Annotated in this window: 15 protein-coding genes; 3 read left to right on the forward strand and 12 right to left on the reverse strand. The window is 56.4% G+C overall.

The features are described 5' to 3' along the window. On the forward strand, window positions 1–256 hold a 256-nt coding region (locus tag DMZ65_RS03940), incomplete at its 5' end, for an ATP-binding protein (RefSeq protein ID WP_198662620.1). An 882-nt stretch (window positions 257–1,138) separates the two neighbouring features. Here the strand turns inward: DMZ65_RS03940 and DMZ65_RS03945 are convergent. The 9 genes from DMZ65_RS03945 to mutM form a co-directional block, all read right to left on the reverse strand. Next, window positions 1,139–2,680, reverse strand: coding sequence for an anti-phage dCTP deaminase (locus tag DMZ65_RS03945; protein ID WP_116597622.1), 1,542 nt, complete (start codon window positions 2,678–2,680; stop codon window positions 1,139–1,141). A 357-nt stretch (window positions 2,681–3,037) separates the two neighbouring features. After that, window positions 3,038–3,364 (reverse strand): hypothetical protein, encoded by a 327-nt coding sequence (locus tag DMZ65_RS19415; RefSeq protein ID WP_157960554.1) that lies wholly within the window; start codon window positions 3,362–3,364, stop codon window positions 3,038–3,040. 205 nt (window positions 3,365–3,569) lie between these two features. After that, complete coding sequence (gene gyrB, locus DMZ65_RS03950; protein WP_116597623.1) at window positions 3,570–5,987, reverse strand: DNA topoisomerase (ATP-hydrolyzing) subunit B; 2,418 nt, start codon at window positions 5,985–5,987, stop codon at window positions 3,570–3,572. 127 nt (window positions 5,988–6,114) lie between these two features. Next, window positions 6,115–7,224: a DNA replication/repair protein RecF gene (gene recF / locus DMZ65_RS03955; RefSeq protein ID WP_116597624.1), complete on the reverse strand. Its 1,110-nt coding sequence runs from the start codon at window positions 7,222–7,224 to the stop codon at window positions 6,115–6,117. 61 nt (window positions 7,225–7,285) lie between these two features. Next, window positions 7,286–8,404 (reverse strand): DNA polymerase III subunit beta, encoded by a 1,119-nt coding sequence (gene dnaN, locus DMZ65_RS03960; RefSeq protein WP_116597625.1) that lies wholly within the window; start codon window positions 8,402–8,404, stop codon window positions 7,286–7,288. A 148-nt stretch (window positions 8,405–8,552) separates the two neighbouring features. Then, a complete protein-coding gene (dnaA, locus tag DMZ65_RS03965; RefSeq protein WP_116597626.1) occupies window positions 8,553–9,929 on the reverse strand; it encodes a chromosomal replication initiator protein DnaA in 1,377 nt (458 codons plus the stop codon). Window positions 9,930–10,441: 512 nt separating this feature from the next. Next, complete coding sequence (rpsT, locus tag DMZ65_RS03970) at window positions 10,442–10,705, reverse strand: 30S ribosomal protein S20 (RefSeq protein ID WP_116597627.1); 264 nt, start codon at window positions 10,703–10,705, stop codon at window positions 10,442–10,444. A 483-nt stretch (window positions 10,706–11,188) separates the two neighbouring features. Next, a complete protein-coding gene (locus tag DMZ65_RS03975; protein ID WP_116597628.1) occupies window positions 11,189–11,965 on the reverse strand; it encodes an enoyl-CoA hydratase in 777 nt (258 codons plus the stop codon). Between the two features lie 64 nt (window positions 11,966–12,029). Then, a complete protein-coding gene (mutM, locus tag DMZ65_RS03980; protein ID WP_116597629.1) occupies window positions 12,030–12,881 on the reverse strand; it encodes a bifunctional DNA-formamidopyrimidine glycosylase/DNA-(apurinic or apyrimidinic site) lyase in 852 nt (283 codons plus the stop codon). Between the two features lie 86 nt (window positions 12,882–12,967). On the opposite strand from mutM, the gene ubiE reads away from it, so the two are divergent. Beyond that, the gene (gene ubiE, locus DMZ65_RS03985; protein WP_116597630.1) at window positions 12,968–13,720 is read left to right on the forward strand and encodes a bifunctional demethylmenaquinone methyltransferase/2-methoxy-6-polyprenyl-1,4-benzoquinol methylase UbiE; all 753 of its coding nucleotides are present in this window, start codon (window positions 12,968–12,970) and stop codon (window positions 13,718–13,720) included. A 3-nt stretch (window positions 13,721–13,723) separates the two neighbouring features. Then, window positions 13,724–15,256: a 2-polyprenylphenol 6-hydroxylase gene (gene ubiB, locus DMZ65_RS03990; RefSeq protein ID WP_116597631.1), complete on the forward strand. Its 1,533-nt coding sequence runs from the start codon at window positions 13,724–13,726 to the stop codon at window positions 15,254–15,256. 107 nt (window positions 15,257–15,363) lie between these two features. Here the strand turns inward: ubiB and DMZ65_RS03995 are convergent, their stop codons facing one another. The 3 genes from DMZ65_RS03995 to DMZ65_RS04005 form a co-directional block, all read right to left on the reverse strand. Further along, complete coding sequence (locus DMZ65_RS03995) at window positions 15,364–15,558, reverse strand: hypothetical protein (protein ID WP_116597632.1); 195 nt, start codon at window positions 15,556–15,558, stop codon at window positions 15,364–15,366. Between the two features lie 367 nt (window positions 15,559–15,925). Continuing rightward, window positions 15,926–16,591: a flagellar hook capping FlgD N-terminal domain-containing protein gene (locus DMZ65_RS04000; protein WP_116597633.1), complete on the reverse strand. Its 666-nt coding sequence runs from the start codon at window positions 16,589–16,591 to the stop codon at window positions 15,926–15,928. 10 nt (window positions 16,592–16,601) lie between these two features. Next, window positions 16,602–17,987, reverse strand: coding sequence for a flagellar hook-length control protein FliK (locus DMZ65_RS04005; protein ID WP_116597634.1), 1,386 nt, complete (start codon window positions 17,985–17,987; stop codon window positions 16,602–16,604). Window positions 17,988–18,006 lie beyond the last annotated feature (19 nt).

Genomic DNA, 18,006 nt, shown 5'->3' on the forward strand with positions numbered 1-18,006 from the left:
CTACATCCCCTTCCCGAAATCCGGCGGCGCACTGCTGTTCCACCTGATCAGCAAGCTCTACGAAAAAACCAGCGTCATCATCACCACCAACCTGGAGTTCGGGGAATGGGTCGCTGTCTTCGGCGATGCCAAAATGACAACCGCGCTGTTGGATCGCGTCACGCACCACTGCGCCATCATCGAGACCGGTAATAGATCCTACCGCTTCGCACAGAGCAAAAGTTTCGCACAGAGCAAAAGTCGCACAGAAAAATAACCATGCCGCAAGCAAAGCCCCCAGACGGACTCGCTATATGAGGGCGGCCCGCCTGGGGGCTTTGCCTTCCGATAGGCGGGTCAAAATCAAATGCTGAAACCGGGTCAGTTTTGAACGCTCATTGACACTTGAATTGCAGGCCCCTTTCGTCCACGAACTTCGCCTATCTGATTCTCAACTTCCTTGAACTGACCTGAGCCTTGGTATTCGCGGCCGAGGCGAGGATTGTCCTGCCGTGCGCCGAACAGACAAATTGTCGCGAACGACAATGCGAGCCAAGTCTACTCGCGATGCGGCGGAATGACTTTGCGCCCTGGGTCAAACGTCCATGCTGGTTAGCCAGAACCGGGCACCTGCTGCGACGAAGGCTATGGACTGTTCCGGTCCAAACCAGTTATTTGTGTAAGACGCCGCAGATGGCTGGGCCCAACTCCCAACCAACATTGATCTCAAGGAGTTACCGGACAGCAGCCCCACCGCTGAAGCGGTGGCGTAGGAAGGAAAAGGCAGCACGGTCGAACACTTCCCAGATGCGTATTGCAGGGTTAAGGTGCGCAGCCCGCATCCCTGACACCAGTAGCGTTGAATGCCGGTGCGCGTTCGTCCCTACTTCTGTCGGTGTTCGATACCGCAGGACGGGCACGGTTTCTCGTGGCTTGCGCGCGCTTCGATCTCGGAGATCGCCTACGATTTTTTCGAAGATCCATGATCACTACCTGGGCATGCTCGATCTGAGCATGGGTTCAGATCGCCGAGTTCATCCAAGAGGCGTCGAAAGTCGTGGTGTAGCAGAGGGTGTCCCCATGTTGTTCACGGAAGAATGTTGGTCGTTTTTTATAAAGCGATACGCGCCAACTCCTTTTGCGAACACCCCCAAATACTTCAGTCGCTGTCGGTAGTTTCATCCACGACCAATTGTTGCATAAATTGCCCGAGAGTGGAGAGGATCGCGTTCGGCTCACGAGCAACATGAAGATTATCTCTTTGCGCCAGCATCGGGCGAGGCTCTCCAAAGAACCAGTCCACGACAGCGCCATTTCTCTTCCTTTTTCCTTTCCTGAATATTTCGGCATACCGTTTTGGAGAGATCCCTTCAAAATGTTGGAACTTAACTCGTCCCTTTTCGGCCCCGTCTATTGATATCGAATCAAAGTGAGAGCTCGACGCCTTGCTTTTGGGATAGGGCTCAATAAAAACCACTCTCTTTATACCAGACGCTACAATGTGTTTGGCACAATTGTGGCATGGAAAAGTAGTTACATAGATTGTTGCACCTTGAAGGGATCGTCCCAGCCTGGCCGCATCGCAGATGGCTGTCATCTCAGCATGGGTCATTCTCCCATACTCAGTTATGTCCGAAATCAATGCGTTCTCAGCAGCGCTCGATAGCTTATCAAGAACTTCAGTGGCTGTCAGATCGAGCGAGCTTTCGACCACTCCTTCACGCTGCAACTGGGTGAGGAAATCTACAATTATACGCTTCTTTTCAATACTGTTCTGTTCGTTGCCCCGCTCAATGTCACGGGCTTTGTCTGGATCGGTAAACCAGTAGTTTCCGCCGCCAGCCTTCGGAACCTCGTTACATCCTACAGATATAATGTCCCCTTGGGGGGTGGTGATAGCCGCCCCTACCTGTCGAGACAAATCAACTGATCTCAAAGATGCGGACGACGCCATAAACGCTCCGAACTCGTCGCAATCCGGAGATTTCGCATTGTCTCCGAAGAGCGCCCGGACGAAGTGTATTGTCTTGGATGCAAGCTGCGCCTTATCGCCGCCGTCGACGAAGTAGTCGCCAAGATGAAAGATATCCCCCACCTGCTGTCCGAAGTCTTGCCCTTCTTCGAACTCGTCAATGTCTATGAGCTCGATAGCTTCTTTCTGACATTGATGATGTTTCAAGTCCGGCCGAGTAGCTGCAATTCTGGTTTCCAGGTTTCGAATTCTGGATTCCTTTTCTAAAAAAACGGATACCTGAATAAATTTATCCCCATACAGCGTCCGCAGCAACTCCACTTCGTCGCGCCTCTTTAGTTGCCTTATGATGTAGGCTCGCTTAGGGATGGCCGGAACCACGCTGTCCTCATCATCCCCTGAGGCAACCATTTGCTTGCTACGGCGATATTCTGAAATTTCTTTTATTGCCAATCCGGCTAATGCAGCTCCATTATTTGCCGTCTTGCAGAAGGCGTTAGCCTCAGAAATCTTTTCCTTGAGGTCACTGTTTGGCTTCCCGTTCTCGCTTTCCTTCCTATACCGATCAATCAGTTTTGTTATATGAACCAAATATGAATCGTAATTTACGTGTTTCAAAGCGTTGAAAAGCGCCTCTTGCACGTTGTCCATATCCACGCCGATCGGACCGACCAACCCGATAACCAGTTCGGGGTGCTTAACGTCGTCGTAAACAGTGCTGGAGCTCATCGAATATCTCACTAAGAACCGTTTGGAATTTTCAACGAAGATGCGTGCAGTTGAATAAAGGGTCAACCTTAGTTTGTCGAACTGCGACGCGTTGGGAAAGGAAGGAACCAAATGTGGGGCACATGAGTAGCTATCAGGAGAATTCTGTGAGCGCGGCTCTGCCGAACAGGACAGAGTTGGCCCATTGTCGTTAGATAGCCGTTGACCTCGTCGGTGTGCCGGTCGATTAGAACTTGATCCGATTCAGTGAGTGATTCATTGTGAACGAAACCAGGGAGAACGATATGCAGGCAGCAACTTCAGAGGTCCAAGTTCCACAAGATCGGTCGAAGCCGTTCGAGCCAAACGATAGTTTTATCAAATCACTTCAGAGGCTTGCGGAGGAAGTTGCTTCTCAAAACGAATACGTTCGGCACCAGCTGGAAGCAGTGTTTCAGCCTCGCTGATACTGTTCCCATCTTTGGGCGCCAATCCATTAGAGCATAACGGTGCGGCGCCCGCATGGCGCAGCTGCAAGTCCACCTTTGGCCTTCTTGCTCCAATCGTATTCTGACCTTCGCGTTTGGTCTGGTGTCCGAACCGTGACGGATCTCCCTCTTGTGCTACCCATAGTTGTGTGATGGCTCGGATAAATTCTTCGCTTTCCGAGCTGAACTGGCCACTGCGAACGAGTTTGATGGGCAATGGGTCTTCCAGAGGGCACAACAGGGCGCACTTCTGAGAAGATGCAGGTGGTCGGCCACCGAACGGGCCAACCATACTATAGTATCCGTTTCGAACACAGCTCTGTTTAAGCGGTTGAATTTATGAAGAAGTCTTATTGCGTCGTCGTATCGCCGCGCGAAAAAATATGCGCGCCGCGAAAAAATACGCGCTCACCTACAAAGGCTCAGAAATCAAGGTTTTCAACGCTCAATGCGTTCTGCTGGATGAACTCGCGGCGGGGCTCGACGACGTCGCCCATCAGTTTTGTGAACAGGTCGTCGGCCTCGGCCATGTCATCGACCTTGACCTGAAGCAGCGTTCTCGCGTCGGGATCAAGCGTGGTTTCCCAAAGTTGGCTTGGGTTCATTTCGCCAAGCCCCTTGTAGCGCTGCAAGGAGAGACCTTTTTCGCCCTCGTCCAAAATCGCTTTCAACAGATCAAGCGGGCCATGGATCAGTTGACGCCGATCTTTGCGTTCCAGTGTGGCAGGCAGATTATAAACAGCTTGCAGACTTTGCGTGAGGCTACCGGTCTTGCGCGCCTCACCGGATCGCAGCATGGGACCGTCGAGTGTACGGACCTCTTCGACACCGCGCAGGATGCGCGCCAGACGGATGCCCCGATCCTGCGTGATGCGTCCTTGCCAGCCTTGTTCGTATTCCACGGCGATCAGGTCCAGCCGCTTTGCCACTGTATCCGCCACGCCTTGAAGATCAGCTTCGACGGCACCCGGCACGAAGGCGCCCGCGATGGCCGCCTGTTCAAGGATGTGGCGCGGGTAATGTGTCGGGAAAGCATCAAGCACGCGCTTCAATTGGCGCGCCTCGTCGATCACCCGAATGAGGTCCTGACCGGCAATTTCTTCGCCATTGCCTTGCCGCAACAGCGCACCATCGACGCCTTGCTGGATCAGGTATTCCTCCATCGCGGCCTGGTCCTTAAGGTAGACCTCGGATTTGCCACGCGCCACTTTGTATAGCGGCGGCTGGGCGATGTAGAGGTACCCCCCCTCGATCAGTTCCGGCATCTGCCGATAGAAGAACGTCAGAAGAAGCGTCCGGATATGCGCCCCGTCAACGTCAGCGTCGGTCATGATGACAATCTTGTGGTAACGCAGCTTCGAGATGTCGAATTCATCCCGCCCGATCCCGGTGCCAAGCGCCATGACGAGGTTGCCGATTTCCTGACTGCCCAGCATCCGATCAAATCGCGCGCGTTCGACGTTCAGGATCTTGCCTTTGAGGGGCAGGATCGCCTGTGTGCGCCGGTCACGCCCGGTTTGGGCGGACCCGCCGGCCGAGTCCCCCTCGACCAGGAAAACTTCGGTCTTGGAGGGGTCTTTTTCGGAACAATCCTTGAGCTTGCCGGCAAGGAAATTCACATCCATCGCCGTCTTGCGCCGTGTCAGTTCCCGCGCCTTTCGGGCGGCTTCGCGGGCCATTGCGGCCTCGACGATCTTGCCAACGATCTGCTTGGCCTGGTTCGGGTTTTCCTCGAACCACTCGGCAAGCTTTTCGTTGACCAGACCCTCAACGGCTGGACGCACCTCGGACGACACAAGCTTGTCCTTGGTCTGGCTGGAAAATTTGGGGTCGGGCACCTTGACCGACAGCACACAGGTCAGCCCCTCGCGGGCATCGTCGCCAGTAAAGCTGATCTTTTCGCGTTTGGCGATGCCAGAGGATTGCGCATAGTTGTTGATTGTCCGCGTCAGCGCCCCGCGAAAGCCCGCCATATGGGTGCCGCCGTCGCGCTGCGGAATGTTGTTGGTAAAGGGCAGAACGGTTTCGTGGTAGCTGTCATTCCACCACATCGCCACCTCAACGCCGATGCCATCCCGTTCTCCGGTCATGTAGATCGGATCCGGCATGACGGGCGACTTGGACCGGTCGATATATTTGACGAACTCGCGCACGCCGCCTTCGAAAAAAAGCTCGCTGCGCAGAGGTTCGGCGGGGCGTTCATCCTCCAACACGATCCGCACACCAGAGTTCAGAAAGGCCAACTCGCGCAGGCGTTTTTCCAACGTGTCGAACTGGAAATCATGGTTTGAGAATGTGGCGAGCGACGCGAAAAAGCGGACCTCGGTCCCCTTTTCGCCATTCGCATCCCCGACAACGCGCAGATGTTCGACCGTATCGCCACGTTCGAACCTTGCGTAATGTTCTTTGCCGTTGCGCCAGATGCGCAGTTCCAGCCAATCGCTAAGAGCGTTCACGACCGAGACACCAACCCCGTGCAGGCCGCCCGACACCTTGTAGGAGTTCTGGTCGAATTTACCGCCCGCATGAAGCTGGGTCATAATGACCTCGGCCGCGGACACGCCTTCTTCGTCGTGAATATCAACCGGGATGCCGCGCCCGTTGTCGCGCACCGAAACCGAGCTATCGGCGTGAATTTTTACCGAAACCTTGGTCGCGTGACCGGCGAGCGCCTCGTCAATCCCATTGTCCACCACTTCGTAGACCATGTGATGCAGGCCAGAGCCGTCATCGGTGTCGCCGATATACATGCCAGGACGTTTGCGCACCGCCTCCAAGCCCCTGAGAACCTTGATAGAATCTGCGCCATAGACTGTTTTCTCTTGCTCGGTATCGGACATGCCAGCCTTCCTTGGTATTTTGCGCATTTTATACCCATCATTGGGGGCATTGTCACGCGATTGACACATGATTTGGTGGTTTGACGGCGTCAAATGACACGTCACAACCGGTGCGTGTGCGGCACCCTCAATCGCCGTGGCGCAAGACCTGTGAAACGCCATCAGTTTCGCTGACCTCCAGGCGCTGCGCACGAGATCCCAATTCGGCAAAAAGCTCTGCCCCGGTGCCGGTCATCCAGGCCTGTGCCCCAAGCGCACAGACCTCGTCATACAGCGCCGAACGGCGGTTCGCATCCAGATGTGCCGCAACTTCATCAAGCAGCAAAAGCGGCGGCGCACCGAAACTGCGGGCAAGCGCGCGGGAATTGGCAAGGATCAGCGAAATCAGCAACGCCTTCTGTTCACCTGTCGAACAATCGCGGGCCGGAACGCCCTTGGCCGCGAAGGTTGCTGCCATATCGGCGCGATGTGGCCCGATCAGTGTCCGCCCTGCTGCCATGTCGCGCTGCCGTCCTGTAGCCAGCGCATCACGCAAGTCAGCAGCCGTTTCCGGCATGCCCCCCTCCGGCTGGATCAGGTCCAGATCCGCAGTTGGGAAGGCGGTTTGTGCTTGGTCCTGCGCCGTCTGCAATTCCGCCAGCGCGGCCATACGGTTCGCGTGGATCGCAGCACCGGCATCGGCCATCTGGACCTCCAGCGCGGCATACCAGGATGCGTCCCGCACCATGTCCTTGAGCAGGCGATTGCGTTCCCGCATGGCCTTTTCATAGTCCAGCGAAGCTTCGGCGTGGCCTGGGAAAAATGACAGCGTCATCCGGTCTAGAAACCGCCTGCGTCCTTCGGCGCCTTCAATCCAAAGCCGGTCCATCGACGGCACCAGCCAAAGCACCCGTCCAATGCGCCCCAATGCCGGTTGCGTCGCGGCCTTTTCGTCAACGCGGACCTGTCGGGGGTTTCCGCCTTGCGACTGAAACGCGACCTCATGGACATTGCCCAAACTGTGCAGCAGGCCTGTGACCTTCCAGCCAAGCGCTTCCGGCCGTCGCGTCATCTCTTCGGCAGAGGCGCGTCGCAATCCACGTCCGGGCGAGAACAGAGAGATCGCTTCGAGGATATTGGTCTTGCCCGCCCCATTCGCCCCAAATAACGCCACAGGACGCGCATCGACCTCCAGCACCGCGCGCTTGTGCGAGCGGAAATGCGAGAGTGAAAGCTTTTCTAGATAGAGACCCGTCATGGATGGCGCGCTGCACCATTGGCAGTCCCGGCTTCAGGCAAAAATCGTGCGCGCCCTGCCGTCAAACGCGCATGGGCATGACCACATAAACGGCGCTGGTGTCGTTGCCTTCCCGCATCAATGTGGGATCCCCGGAGGAATTGAACAAGAAAACGGCATTCTCGCGATCCACCTGGCTGGCGATCTCCAGAAGATATTTGGCGTTGAACCCGATCTCCAGCCGTTCGTCCGCGTAGGCCACGACCAATTCTTCCTCGGCGGCACCGCTGTCGGGGGCATTCACCGACAGGATCAGCCGGTCCTCGTCCAGCGCCAGTTTCACAGCCCGCGACCGTTCCGAAGAGACGGTCGCAACACGATCCACAGCACGGGCGAAATCAGAGGCGTCAACCTCCATCCGGCGGGTATTTCCTTGCGGAATCACGCGAGTGTAATCGGGGAATGTCCCGTCGATCACCTTGGAGGTCAGCGTGATTTCCGGCGTGGCAAACCGCACCTTGGTTTCGGAAACCGACACGGCGATCTGCATCTCGTCGTCTTCCAGAAGTTTTCGCATCTCGCCCACGGTCTTGCGCGGGACGATCACGCCCGGCATATCCTCGGCACCCTTGGGAAGCGGCGCGTCGATCCGGGCCAGGCGGTGGCCATCGGTCGCGACGCAGCGCAGAACCTTGCCCTCCTCGCCATCGGCGACATGCATATAGACACCGTTGAGGTAATACCGCGTTTCTTCGGTGGAGATCGCGAATTTCGACTTGTCGAACAGACGCCGCAACACCTGCGCCTCTGCCGAGAAGTTAGCCGTATATTCCGACGTCGCCATTACCGGGAAATCTTCCTTGGGCAGTGTGGCAAGACTGAAATTCGACCGTCCCGCCTCGACCGTGAGCCGCCCGCTGGCACCCTCTTCGGTCAGTGAAACCAGTGCGCCGTCCGGCAGCTTGCGGACAATCTCATGCAGGGTGACGGCAGACACGGTTGTTGCGCCTGCGCGTTCGACCTGGGCAGAAGCCTTGTCGACGACCTCGATGTCCAGATCGGTGGCGCGGAACGACACTGTGTCGCCCTCGGCCTCTATCAACACATTCGCCAGGATCGGAATGGTGTTTCGGCGTTCGACCACCGATTGTGCCTGCGCCACTGCCTTTAGCAATGTGGCGCGTTCCATGCTGAACTTCATTCCTCGACCCTCCGCGTTACCGGGACGCACACGGTAGCCGCAGCCACAGGTGGTTCCAAGCGCTTTGTTGGTTTGTCCATTGGATTTTCCGGGCCGTCAAGGGTGCCTTCCGGTACGCGGCACCCTTTGATGCAGATGTGCTGCGATTTCAGGCCTCAAGAGCGCGGCGCAGCAGTTCCAGATCCTCCGCGATCTGACCATCCTGAACCTTCAGCTCCTCGATACGCTTGACCCCGTGCATGACGGTGGTGTGGTCGCGCCCGCCAAACCGACGCCCGATTTCGGGCAACGATCTGCTGGTCATCTGCTTGCACAGATACATCGCCACCTGCCGCGGACGCGCAAAGCTGCGCACACGCTTTGGGCCGATCATGTCGCTGAGCCGGATGTTGTAATGTTCGGACACTTTGCGCTGAATCTCTTCGATGGTGATTTTACGCTCCGAAGCGCGCAACACGTCGGACAGACAATCCTGGGTCAGGTCCATCGTGATCGGCCGCCCCACCAGCGATGCAAAGGCAAACAACCGCGTCAGCGCCCCTTCGAGCACGCGCACATTGGTCGAGATCCGCAGCGCGAGAAATTCCAGCACGCCGGATTCAAGCTCCAAATCCGGATATTGGAGACGATGGCCGTCGACCTTGGTTTGCAGAATCCCAAGACGCAGCTCGTAGTCAGTGGGGTGCAGATCAACCACGAGGCCGCTTTGCAGACGCGACTTGATGCGGTTTTCCAGATCCTTGATCTCGCCCGGTGCCCGATCTGCGGAAATGATGATCTGCTTGTTCTGATCCACCAGCGCGTTGAATGTGTGAAAGAACTCTTCCTGCGTGGAATCCTTGCCGGCGATGAACTGAACGTCATCGACCATCAATACATCGACTGACCTGAACATCTCTTTGAAGTCCATCATCTTGCGGTCGCGCAGAGCCTGAACAAAGCGATACATGAATTGTTCGGCAGAAAGATAAAGTACGTTCATCTCGGGACTGCGAAGGCGAAGTTCCCAACTGATGGCATGCATCAAGTGCGTCTTACCAAGCCCGACCCCGCCATAAAGGAACAGCGGATTGAAGGTCACCGGACCGCCTTCTGCAACCCGGCGCGCGGCGGCATGGGCCAATTCGTTGGGCTTGCCCACAACGAATGTATCGAACGTAAACCGTGCATCAAGCGGCGCGCCCGGCAATGTGTCGCCTCCGCCAGCCGCCACGGCGTCATTGGGCTGCGCGGCCAGTTCCGGCCGTGCCGTAGCGGTCTGGCGCGGCGCGTTTTGTGCTCCCTGCGGCGCCACCTCGAATTGCAAGCGCCGGATACCGCTCGACTCGGTCGAAAGTTTGGCCAGAATAAGTTCACCAAAGTTCTGTGAAACGTAGCTGCCCAGAAAGTTGGTGGGTACATGGAACTTTGCCACGCCATCCTGCACCCCGGAGAATTTCAGCGGCTTTAGCCAGTTCGTATAGTTATTTTTTCCCACAGTCTGGCAAAGACTGTCCTGCAACGCGCCCCATTGTTCCAGTGTCATTTATACCGGCCCCATTTCATGCCATCTCCCAACGTCGACCAACCGCGGCAGCGGCGGACGGCCATATCATCCGGGAAAACAGTTCCTGTCCCCATTGCCGCAACAGCAACGGAACACGAACTGTTTTCACACGCATGAAACAGCCATGACAAGCATCGCCAGAGTCCCAAATCCGGCAAGGCAGTACATTCATGACCGCGACACGCGCGCAATTACTGGACTGGCTTGAGGGGTAATACCCCCTAGCTCTACGCCACCTTTTTGGCAGCTGACGTAGGAACGCAGAATACAAGAGCCTTAAACTCGACCCTTGGCATGTTCTGCCTTCGCCTGTCCCCCCAGCGATGTGACTCGCAAGAACAAACTACCAATTGCGCACCGTCAGCGGCAACCGCTCTTCGATCTTGACTCTCATTAAACACGAAAAGAATCTCTGACCCCTATGCAGGCGGGCCACAACACGAAAAAAGGCACCGCGCAGCGGTGCCTTCATCATCAAAAACTAGATCCGTTTACGCTAGCGATTTGATCCGCGCGCTCAGGCGCGACATTTTGCGCGACGCGGTATTCTTGTGGAACACGCCCTTGGTGACGCCACGCATCAATTCCGGCTGTGCTGCACGCAATGCAGTTGCTGCTGCGTCCTTGTCACCAGAGGCGATCGCCTCTTCGACTTTGCGCAGATAGGTCCGGATGCGCGACCGGCGGGCTTTGTTGACCGCAAAGCGCTTTTCGTTCTGCTTTGCGCGTTTCTTCGACTGAGGCGAATTGGCCATTTGAGTATTCCCAGCTTGCAGGTTCCAAAAAATCTTCGCGTCATGAAACCCACATCACGGCACAGCCGACCGGATCGATTCTTGCCAGAGCGGGCATCACGCGCATGTAGCGGTGCCCTATAGACCGTTTGAACGGCGTTGAAAACCCCATTCCATCCATAGCGGCAACATGGCCACAATCTGCCTGTTTGGGTATGATTGCCCGACAGGTCAAAATGGCGACCGGCCCACGTTCCGTACCAGGCCCATGGCAGCAAGGCCGCAAAACGTTTTCGTCAAAGTGAAGAAACCGACAATCGTGAAGAGGCTGAAACCTGGCAGAGCAATCCGACGGGCAATCTCGCAATTGCGCGGCCCCGGCCAAGCTTGACTCGCCGCCAACGGGATGGCGGGCGGGGCGTCTTTCGGCGTAGCCGAAACAGCGTCCGACGCCCTCCCGCACTTACAAACGCGACCGACCAATCGGTTTTTCAGAGCAACCGATCACCTGTCCCGGAATTGCGCTGCACGCTTTTCTAAGAACGCCGCCATACCTTCTGTCTGATCTTCTGTGGCAAACATGGACTGGAACAGACGACGTTCGTACAAAATACCCTCTGCAAGCGACGTCTCATAGCTGCGGTTGACCGATTCTTTCACCGCCATTGAGGTCAGAACCGATTTTTCAGCGATCTTGGCGGCACTCGCCTGAGCTTCTTCCATAAGTTTCTTGGCTGGAACCACCCGGCTTACCAACCCAGAGCGTTCGGCCTCGTCAGCATCCATGAAGCGGCCGGTCAGATGCATGTCCATTGACTTTGACTTGCCCACGAACCGCGTCAGACGCTGCGTGCCGCCAAGGCCCGCCACCACGCCAAGGTTGATCTCGGGCTGGCCGAATTTCGCGTTATCTGCCGCGATGATGAAATCACACATCATCGCCAATTCGCACCCGCCGCCCAACGCATAACCGGCGACCGCCGCGATGATCGGCTTGCGGATTCGCATCATCTGCTCATGTTCATTTCCGAAGTAATCGGTCAGGAACATGTCGACATAGGATTTCTCCGACATTTCCTTGATATCCGCGCCCGCCGCAAATGCCTTGGCAGAGCCGGTCAGGATGATGCACCGCACCTTTTCATTGCCGTCAGCCTCTTTCAGGGCCTTCACCAATTCCTTCAGCAAATGCGAGTTCAAAGCGTTCAGCGCATCCGGTCGGTTCAGCTTGATAGTGGCAATGTGGTCTTCTACCTCGACGATGATCGTCTCATAGGCCATGAAAACTGCTTTCGGTTGTTCCGTTCAGACCCGATTTCTTACCACTTGCCGCCGGTCAATCAAGTTATCTTTGGCATTGCCCGCAGAAGAAAGAGGATCGCCCCGACTGAACGATTCGCTTGACGGACCCTTCACAGCCTTCGGTTCGGCACATCAAACCTTCGCGTCCGTAGACATCGAAACGGTGTTGAAAATACCCCAGCTCACCATCCGCCTGTCGGAAATCGCGCAAGGATGAGCCGCCCGCCTCGATCGCTTCTGACAACACATCGCGGATGATCGGAACCAGACGTGCGGCACGCTTTTCCGCGATCCTGCCCGCCTTGCGCATTGGCGAGATTCCCGCCCGAAACAGCGCTTCGCAAACGTAAATATTGCCAAGCCCCGCAACGATCTTCTGATCGAGTAGCGCGGATTTCACTGGCATGTTCCGCCCCCGAAACGCCCCGATCAGGTGATTTTCAGAGAATTGGTTTCCCAACGGCTCCGGTCCGATTTTGGCCAACAAGGGATGCAGATTCGCCGTGGCGGTTGGCATCAGGTCCATCGCACCAAAGCGCCGTGGATCGTTGAAGGTGATGCGCGCACCATTTTCCATGTCGAACACGACATGGTCATGTTTTTCCGCCGCCGGATGCTCATGCGCGAATGTTCCCAACGGGTCGCCCGAGATCAACATCCGGCCCGACATGCCCAAGTGGATCAACAGCGACTCGCCGGTATCCAGATCCGCAAGAATGTATTTCGAACGCCGCCACAACCGCTCGACCCGGGCGCCGGTCAACCGGGCGGACATATCCGGCGGAAACGGCCAGCGAAGATCCGGCCGGTTGACCCGCGCCCTTGTGATCCGCGTACCTTCCATAGCTGGGGACAGGCCGCGACGGACTGTCTCGACTTCGGGCAATTCGGGCATCGGGGTGTCTCCTGTCGGCTGGGTCGCATTGTAACGGCGGAGCGGCGCTCTATAAGAAGGGTCACACACGAGGATCACAAGGCCCGATGACCCAGGACACTCAGAAAACCACGCATTTCGGATTTGAAACCGTTCCCGAAGGCGAAAAGGCCGGACGCGTTCAGGGCGTCTTCAATTCGGTTGCGTCGAAATATGACGTGATGAACGACGCCATGTCGATGGGCATCCACCGGGTCTGGAAAGACGCGATGATGGATTGGCTGGCACCAAGGCCCGGTCAACAGTTGCTGGACGTTGCCGGCGGCACCGGGGATATTGCCTTTCGGTTTCTCAAACGCGCTGGCCATGGGCAGGCGACCGTTCTGGACCTGACCGAGCCCATGCTTATCGAAGGCCGCAAACGCGCCGAGGCCGAAGCGATGGCTGATAGCCTCGATTGGATTGTGGGCGACGCGATGTCCCTGCCCTTCCCCGACAATAGTTTTGACGTCTACACAATCTCTTTCGGCATCCGGAACGTGACCCGCCCGCAAGACGCCCTGGCCGAAGCGTTCCGCGTCCTGCGTCCCGGCGGACGCCTGATGGTGCTGGAATTCAGCCAAATACCCAATGACATGATGCAAAAGGTGTACGATCTCTACTCGTTCAACATCATACCGCGTCTGGGCCAGATGATCGCCGGAGATCGCGACAGCTATCAGTATCTGGTGGAATCGATTCGGCGCTTTCCCGATCAAGAGAGTTTTCTGAGCATGGTGAAGGATGCGGGTTTCGAACAGGCAAAATACCGCAATCTGACAATGGGCGTGGCCTGCCTGCATTCCGGCTGGAAAATCTAGACCATGCGCGGACCCCATAACATCTGGCGCCTGATCCGAACCGGCGCCACCCTGGAACGCACGGGCGCAATGGGCGTCGTGCTTGACGCGTTCGACGCACCGCGCCCGTTGCGAATTGCTGCGCGCGCCTTGGGTTGGCCATTCAAGTGGCTGGGCTACAAGGGCGATCCGTCCATGCCGCCCGCCACCCGCGCGCTGACCGCTCTTGGTCCTGCCTACATCAAGTTCGGGCAGGTTCTTTCCACGCGGCCGGATGTCGTTGGCGATGAGCTTGCTGTTCAACTGCGCGTCCTGCAAGACAAGCTGCCGCCCTTCTCGACCGCTTTGGCGAAGGCCGAGATTGAGCGGGAGCTGGAAATCCCCGCCGACACCATCTTTTCAGAATTTGGCGAGCCGGTGGCGGCGGCGTCAATTGCGCAGGTTCACAAGGCCCGCATCGCTGAAACCGGCGAAACCGTCGCCGTAAAGGTTCTGCGTCCGGGCATCGAGAAAGCCTTTCGCAAGGACATCGATGCCTTCTATTTTGCGGCGCGCATGGTCGAACTGCTGTCTCCGTCGTCGCGACGCCTGCGCCCGATGGAGGTCATCACCCATTTTGAAGGCGTGGTTCTGGGCGAGCTTGATCTGCGCCTGGAATCGGCGTCCGCTTCCGAATTTGCTGCCAATACGGTGGACGATGATGGCTTTGAATTGCCGCAGGTCAAGTGGTCTCTGTCAGCCCGTCGCGTGATGACACTGGGCTGGGCAGAAGGCGTCCCGATGGGCGACAATGCGGCCATTGACGCCGCCGGACATGACCGCCGCGCGATCAGCGAAAGAGCGCTGCAACTCTTCCTGAAACACGCATTGCGCGATGGTTTTTTTCATGCGGACATGCATCAAGGCAACCTGAAGGTGTCCTCCAACGGAAATATCATCGCATACGATTTCGGCATCATGGGTCATATCGACGAATATACCCGCCGGGTCTATGCAGAGATCCTGTTCGGTTTCATTCGTCGCGATTATAAACGTGTCGCCGAGGTGCATTTTGAGGCTGGCTATGTCCCCGCGGACCGCGATGTGGACGAGTTCGCCCGCGCCCTGCGCGCCGTTGGCGAGCCGATTTTCGGCATGGATGCAACGCGGATCTCGATGGGTCGGCTGCTGTCCTATCTGTTCGAGGTGACCGAGCGTTTCGGGATGGAAACCCGCACGGAATTGATTCTTCTGCAACGCACAATGGTCGTCGTCGAAGGCGTTGCGCGCTCACTCGATCCGCAGATGAACATTTGGGAGGTCGCAAAACCCGTTGTCGAGGATTACATCAAACAATCCATCGGGCCTCGTGCAGTGGCGCGCGATCTGGCCCGGACGGCGAAGGTCATGGCCCGCTTTGGGCCCCGGCTGCCAGGATTGGTTGAAGCAGCGCTTATCCGTCAGTCAGAGCCGACACCTGTCGAAAAACCTCAGACCGGGCGCATGCGGTCAATTTGGATGGTGCTGGGATTGACCATCGGTGTCGGAACCACCTTGGTCATCCAAGCCGTATTCTGATCGCGTTTCAGGATGTTTACCCTAAGTTACGGGCCCATGGTTGTCCGACAAAATGAAAGCGGCGACCCATGGGCCGCCGCTTTCACATTCAGATCCGGTCGAAGGGCTTAGGTGCCCGATGAGGATGCTGCAATCACCACGATCGCGGCGACACCGGCAACGATGCCGAGAGCCGGAACGGCCGACAAACCTTGGGTGGCGACGAAGGGATCGCTGTCGACGGCTGCGGGTTCAGCAGCCAGCGGAGCAGCGGTCGAAACGGCAACAGCAGCGGCTGCGGCGATCATCGAAAACTTTTTCATAATTCTCTCCAGACTGTACTTTTAGGGGCGCAAAACACCTCATGCTTTCATCTTATACATGATGTGATCGTCGTTCAAACCTGTTTCTATAGTCGATCAGACATGTTTTCTCTGGATTGCAGCATCGCGACATTCAGGCAACACCACAAGGTTACGTTGAATGGTAAAAGATTTATACACCCAAGACGGAAGCCAACCCGTTTGCTCGCGTGGCCAGTCACTTGTGTTTTTCGGCATGGGCAATGGCGGGTGAAGCAAAGGCTCTGCAAGGTTGCCGGAGCAATCGGCCAGAAAAGTCATGCAGAACTTCGATGCCAAATTCACAGATGGATCGCGCTTACAAGGAGCGGCGGTAATCTACCGAGCTTCAGGCTGACCGTAACGCAATGACTTCATCAGATGCTATTTCTGTACCGCCCTCCAACCCAAGAACGATGCCACCAGAAACTGTCCGCGCTTCGACGATTCGCGCATAGACTGAAACTGGAAGCGTGTCAGTTTCGCCGTCTGCTCCGGTTGCGATCGCCTCGAACTCGTAATTGCCTCTAGGCAAAACTTGTCCTGACTCAGTTTCACCCGTCCACTCAATAATCCCTTCTTCGCCGGTAATGTCTTGCCGCGCAACGACTGCGCCGGCGTCATCCTTGACGATCAGCTCTACCTTGCTGGCGTCCTCCGGCATCTCTGGCCGCACGGAAACGGGTGTGCCCGTAAAATAGGCAGGTGCCTCCGACAATGCGTCCATTCCGACCCAGCCCGACAGTTGAGACAGCCCCCCTACATTAAGGGCAGACGATATGTTGCGCAGAAGATCATTAGACAGCACCTGCTGTTCAACTGACGAAAAAGTCGCCAATTGTGTGGCGTAATCTGTCGAATCGACCGGGTTCAGCGGATCCTGATTTTGCATTTGTGCGGTCAGCATGCGCAGGAATGTCTCAAAATCTGAACTGAGGGTTGGCTTACTCGCTGTTGCTTGTGCAGTGTCAGATGATGCTGAATATGCGGGCGGAAGCGTTGTAACTGTGTCCATCGGGGTTCCTTTAAATCCTTATATCTATCCCAGTGAGGGCGATTGTCGTCGCTTCCTGGGATTCTTGATTCTGCATGGTGTTTGTTTGACTTTCGGCAGGGCTTGCGTGATTCGGCCTGCTATGCTGCTCGCGGCTTGCGCCCTCATCGTTGAATGTGAATTCCATTTCTGAATATCCCATTCCCTCGAACTCTTGCGCGAGCAAATCGATATGGCGCCGCAACAGTTCTGTCGTCTCTGGGCGTTCAGAGATTACAGACATTACGATGCCCGCTTCCGTCGTCGTCATCTGGATCTGCACACGCCCCAACTCATCCGGGTTCAAGCGGATCTCAACCCGGTTGTCGGCGGCTCGATGGATCGCCTCAACGATTTGCCGTGTAATATTTTCCGGACGATACATGGCTTGGGTCGCTGCCTTCCGACCCAATTCCTGAATTGACGTGGTGTAAGGGCCCTCACCTGATTGCTGTTTAATCTCCGCATCAAACTCGACTTCCAGCATTGATTCAGTGACCTTCAAAGCAGAATCAGATCTTTCTTGCGCCATGGTCATGACAGACGAATAGCCTGCTGTACCATGTTGAGATACCACAGCGTCCGAGGCCGCATGACGGATCGAACTGTCAACGCGCGATGCCGCTGGATGGACCCTAACATCGTCTTCTTCGGCAATCTTAACCTGCTCTTTTGTGGCAATCAGGGTTTTCACATCAGATTCGGTACCGCTTGGCACCTTCGACCCATTGGTCGTCTGGCCGACCAGACCTGGCCTTCCAGGAAGCGGCTGCAATGATCCAGAGCTGACAGGCATCGCAGACAGCATCTCGGCGGCGATTGGCGCATCGATTCTGTTTGTTGGGTTTTGGCCGGACACTTTTGGCGACGAAATCAAACCGTCGGCAGAGGTGCCGCTGTTTAACGCCACCCAACTCTTACCATCTGTCCTCAAGGCCGCATTTGTATCTGATTTTCCGTCTTTTCCTGCATTTTGGCTCTGGGCCTCTTTTTCCCCGCCTAGCGGTTTCGAACTGCTGTCACGAGATGCCAAGGACGCCCCCAGCCGCTGGGCATTCTCCACGCCTTTAGCCGCTGAAAAACCAGCACCGACCGCATCATCTGTAGAAAGTTCTTCGGAAGCAGTGCTGTCCTCCGTCAGGCCACCTTGTACACCAGCACTATCTTCGTCGTTCGTTTCTTCGTCATTGGGCAGGTCTCCCTTCGTTTCAGAGCTTTTGACATCTGAAGATGAAGTCTCATCGGGTCTACGTTCCGCTTTGTTGACGGTTGTTTCCAGAAACGTGCTGAAATCAGACTTGGGCACCTCCTGCTTCTGTTTGACCAAATGATTGTCAGCTGTAGCGCCATTAAAGCGCGAAAACGGGTGTTCTAACATTCCTGAGCTCCCGGCGGGT

Source organism: Primorskyibacter marinus (genome assembly GCF_003313245.1).
GTDB classification, from domain to species: domain Bacteria; phylum Pseudomonadota; class Alphaproteobacteria; order Rhodobacterales; family Rhodobacteraceae; genus Primorskyibacter; species Primorskyibacter marinus.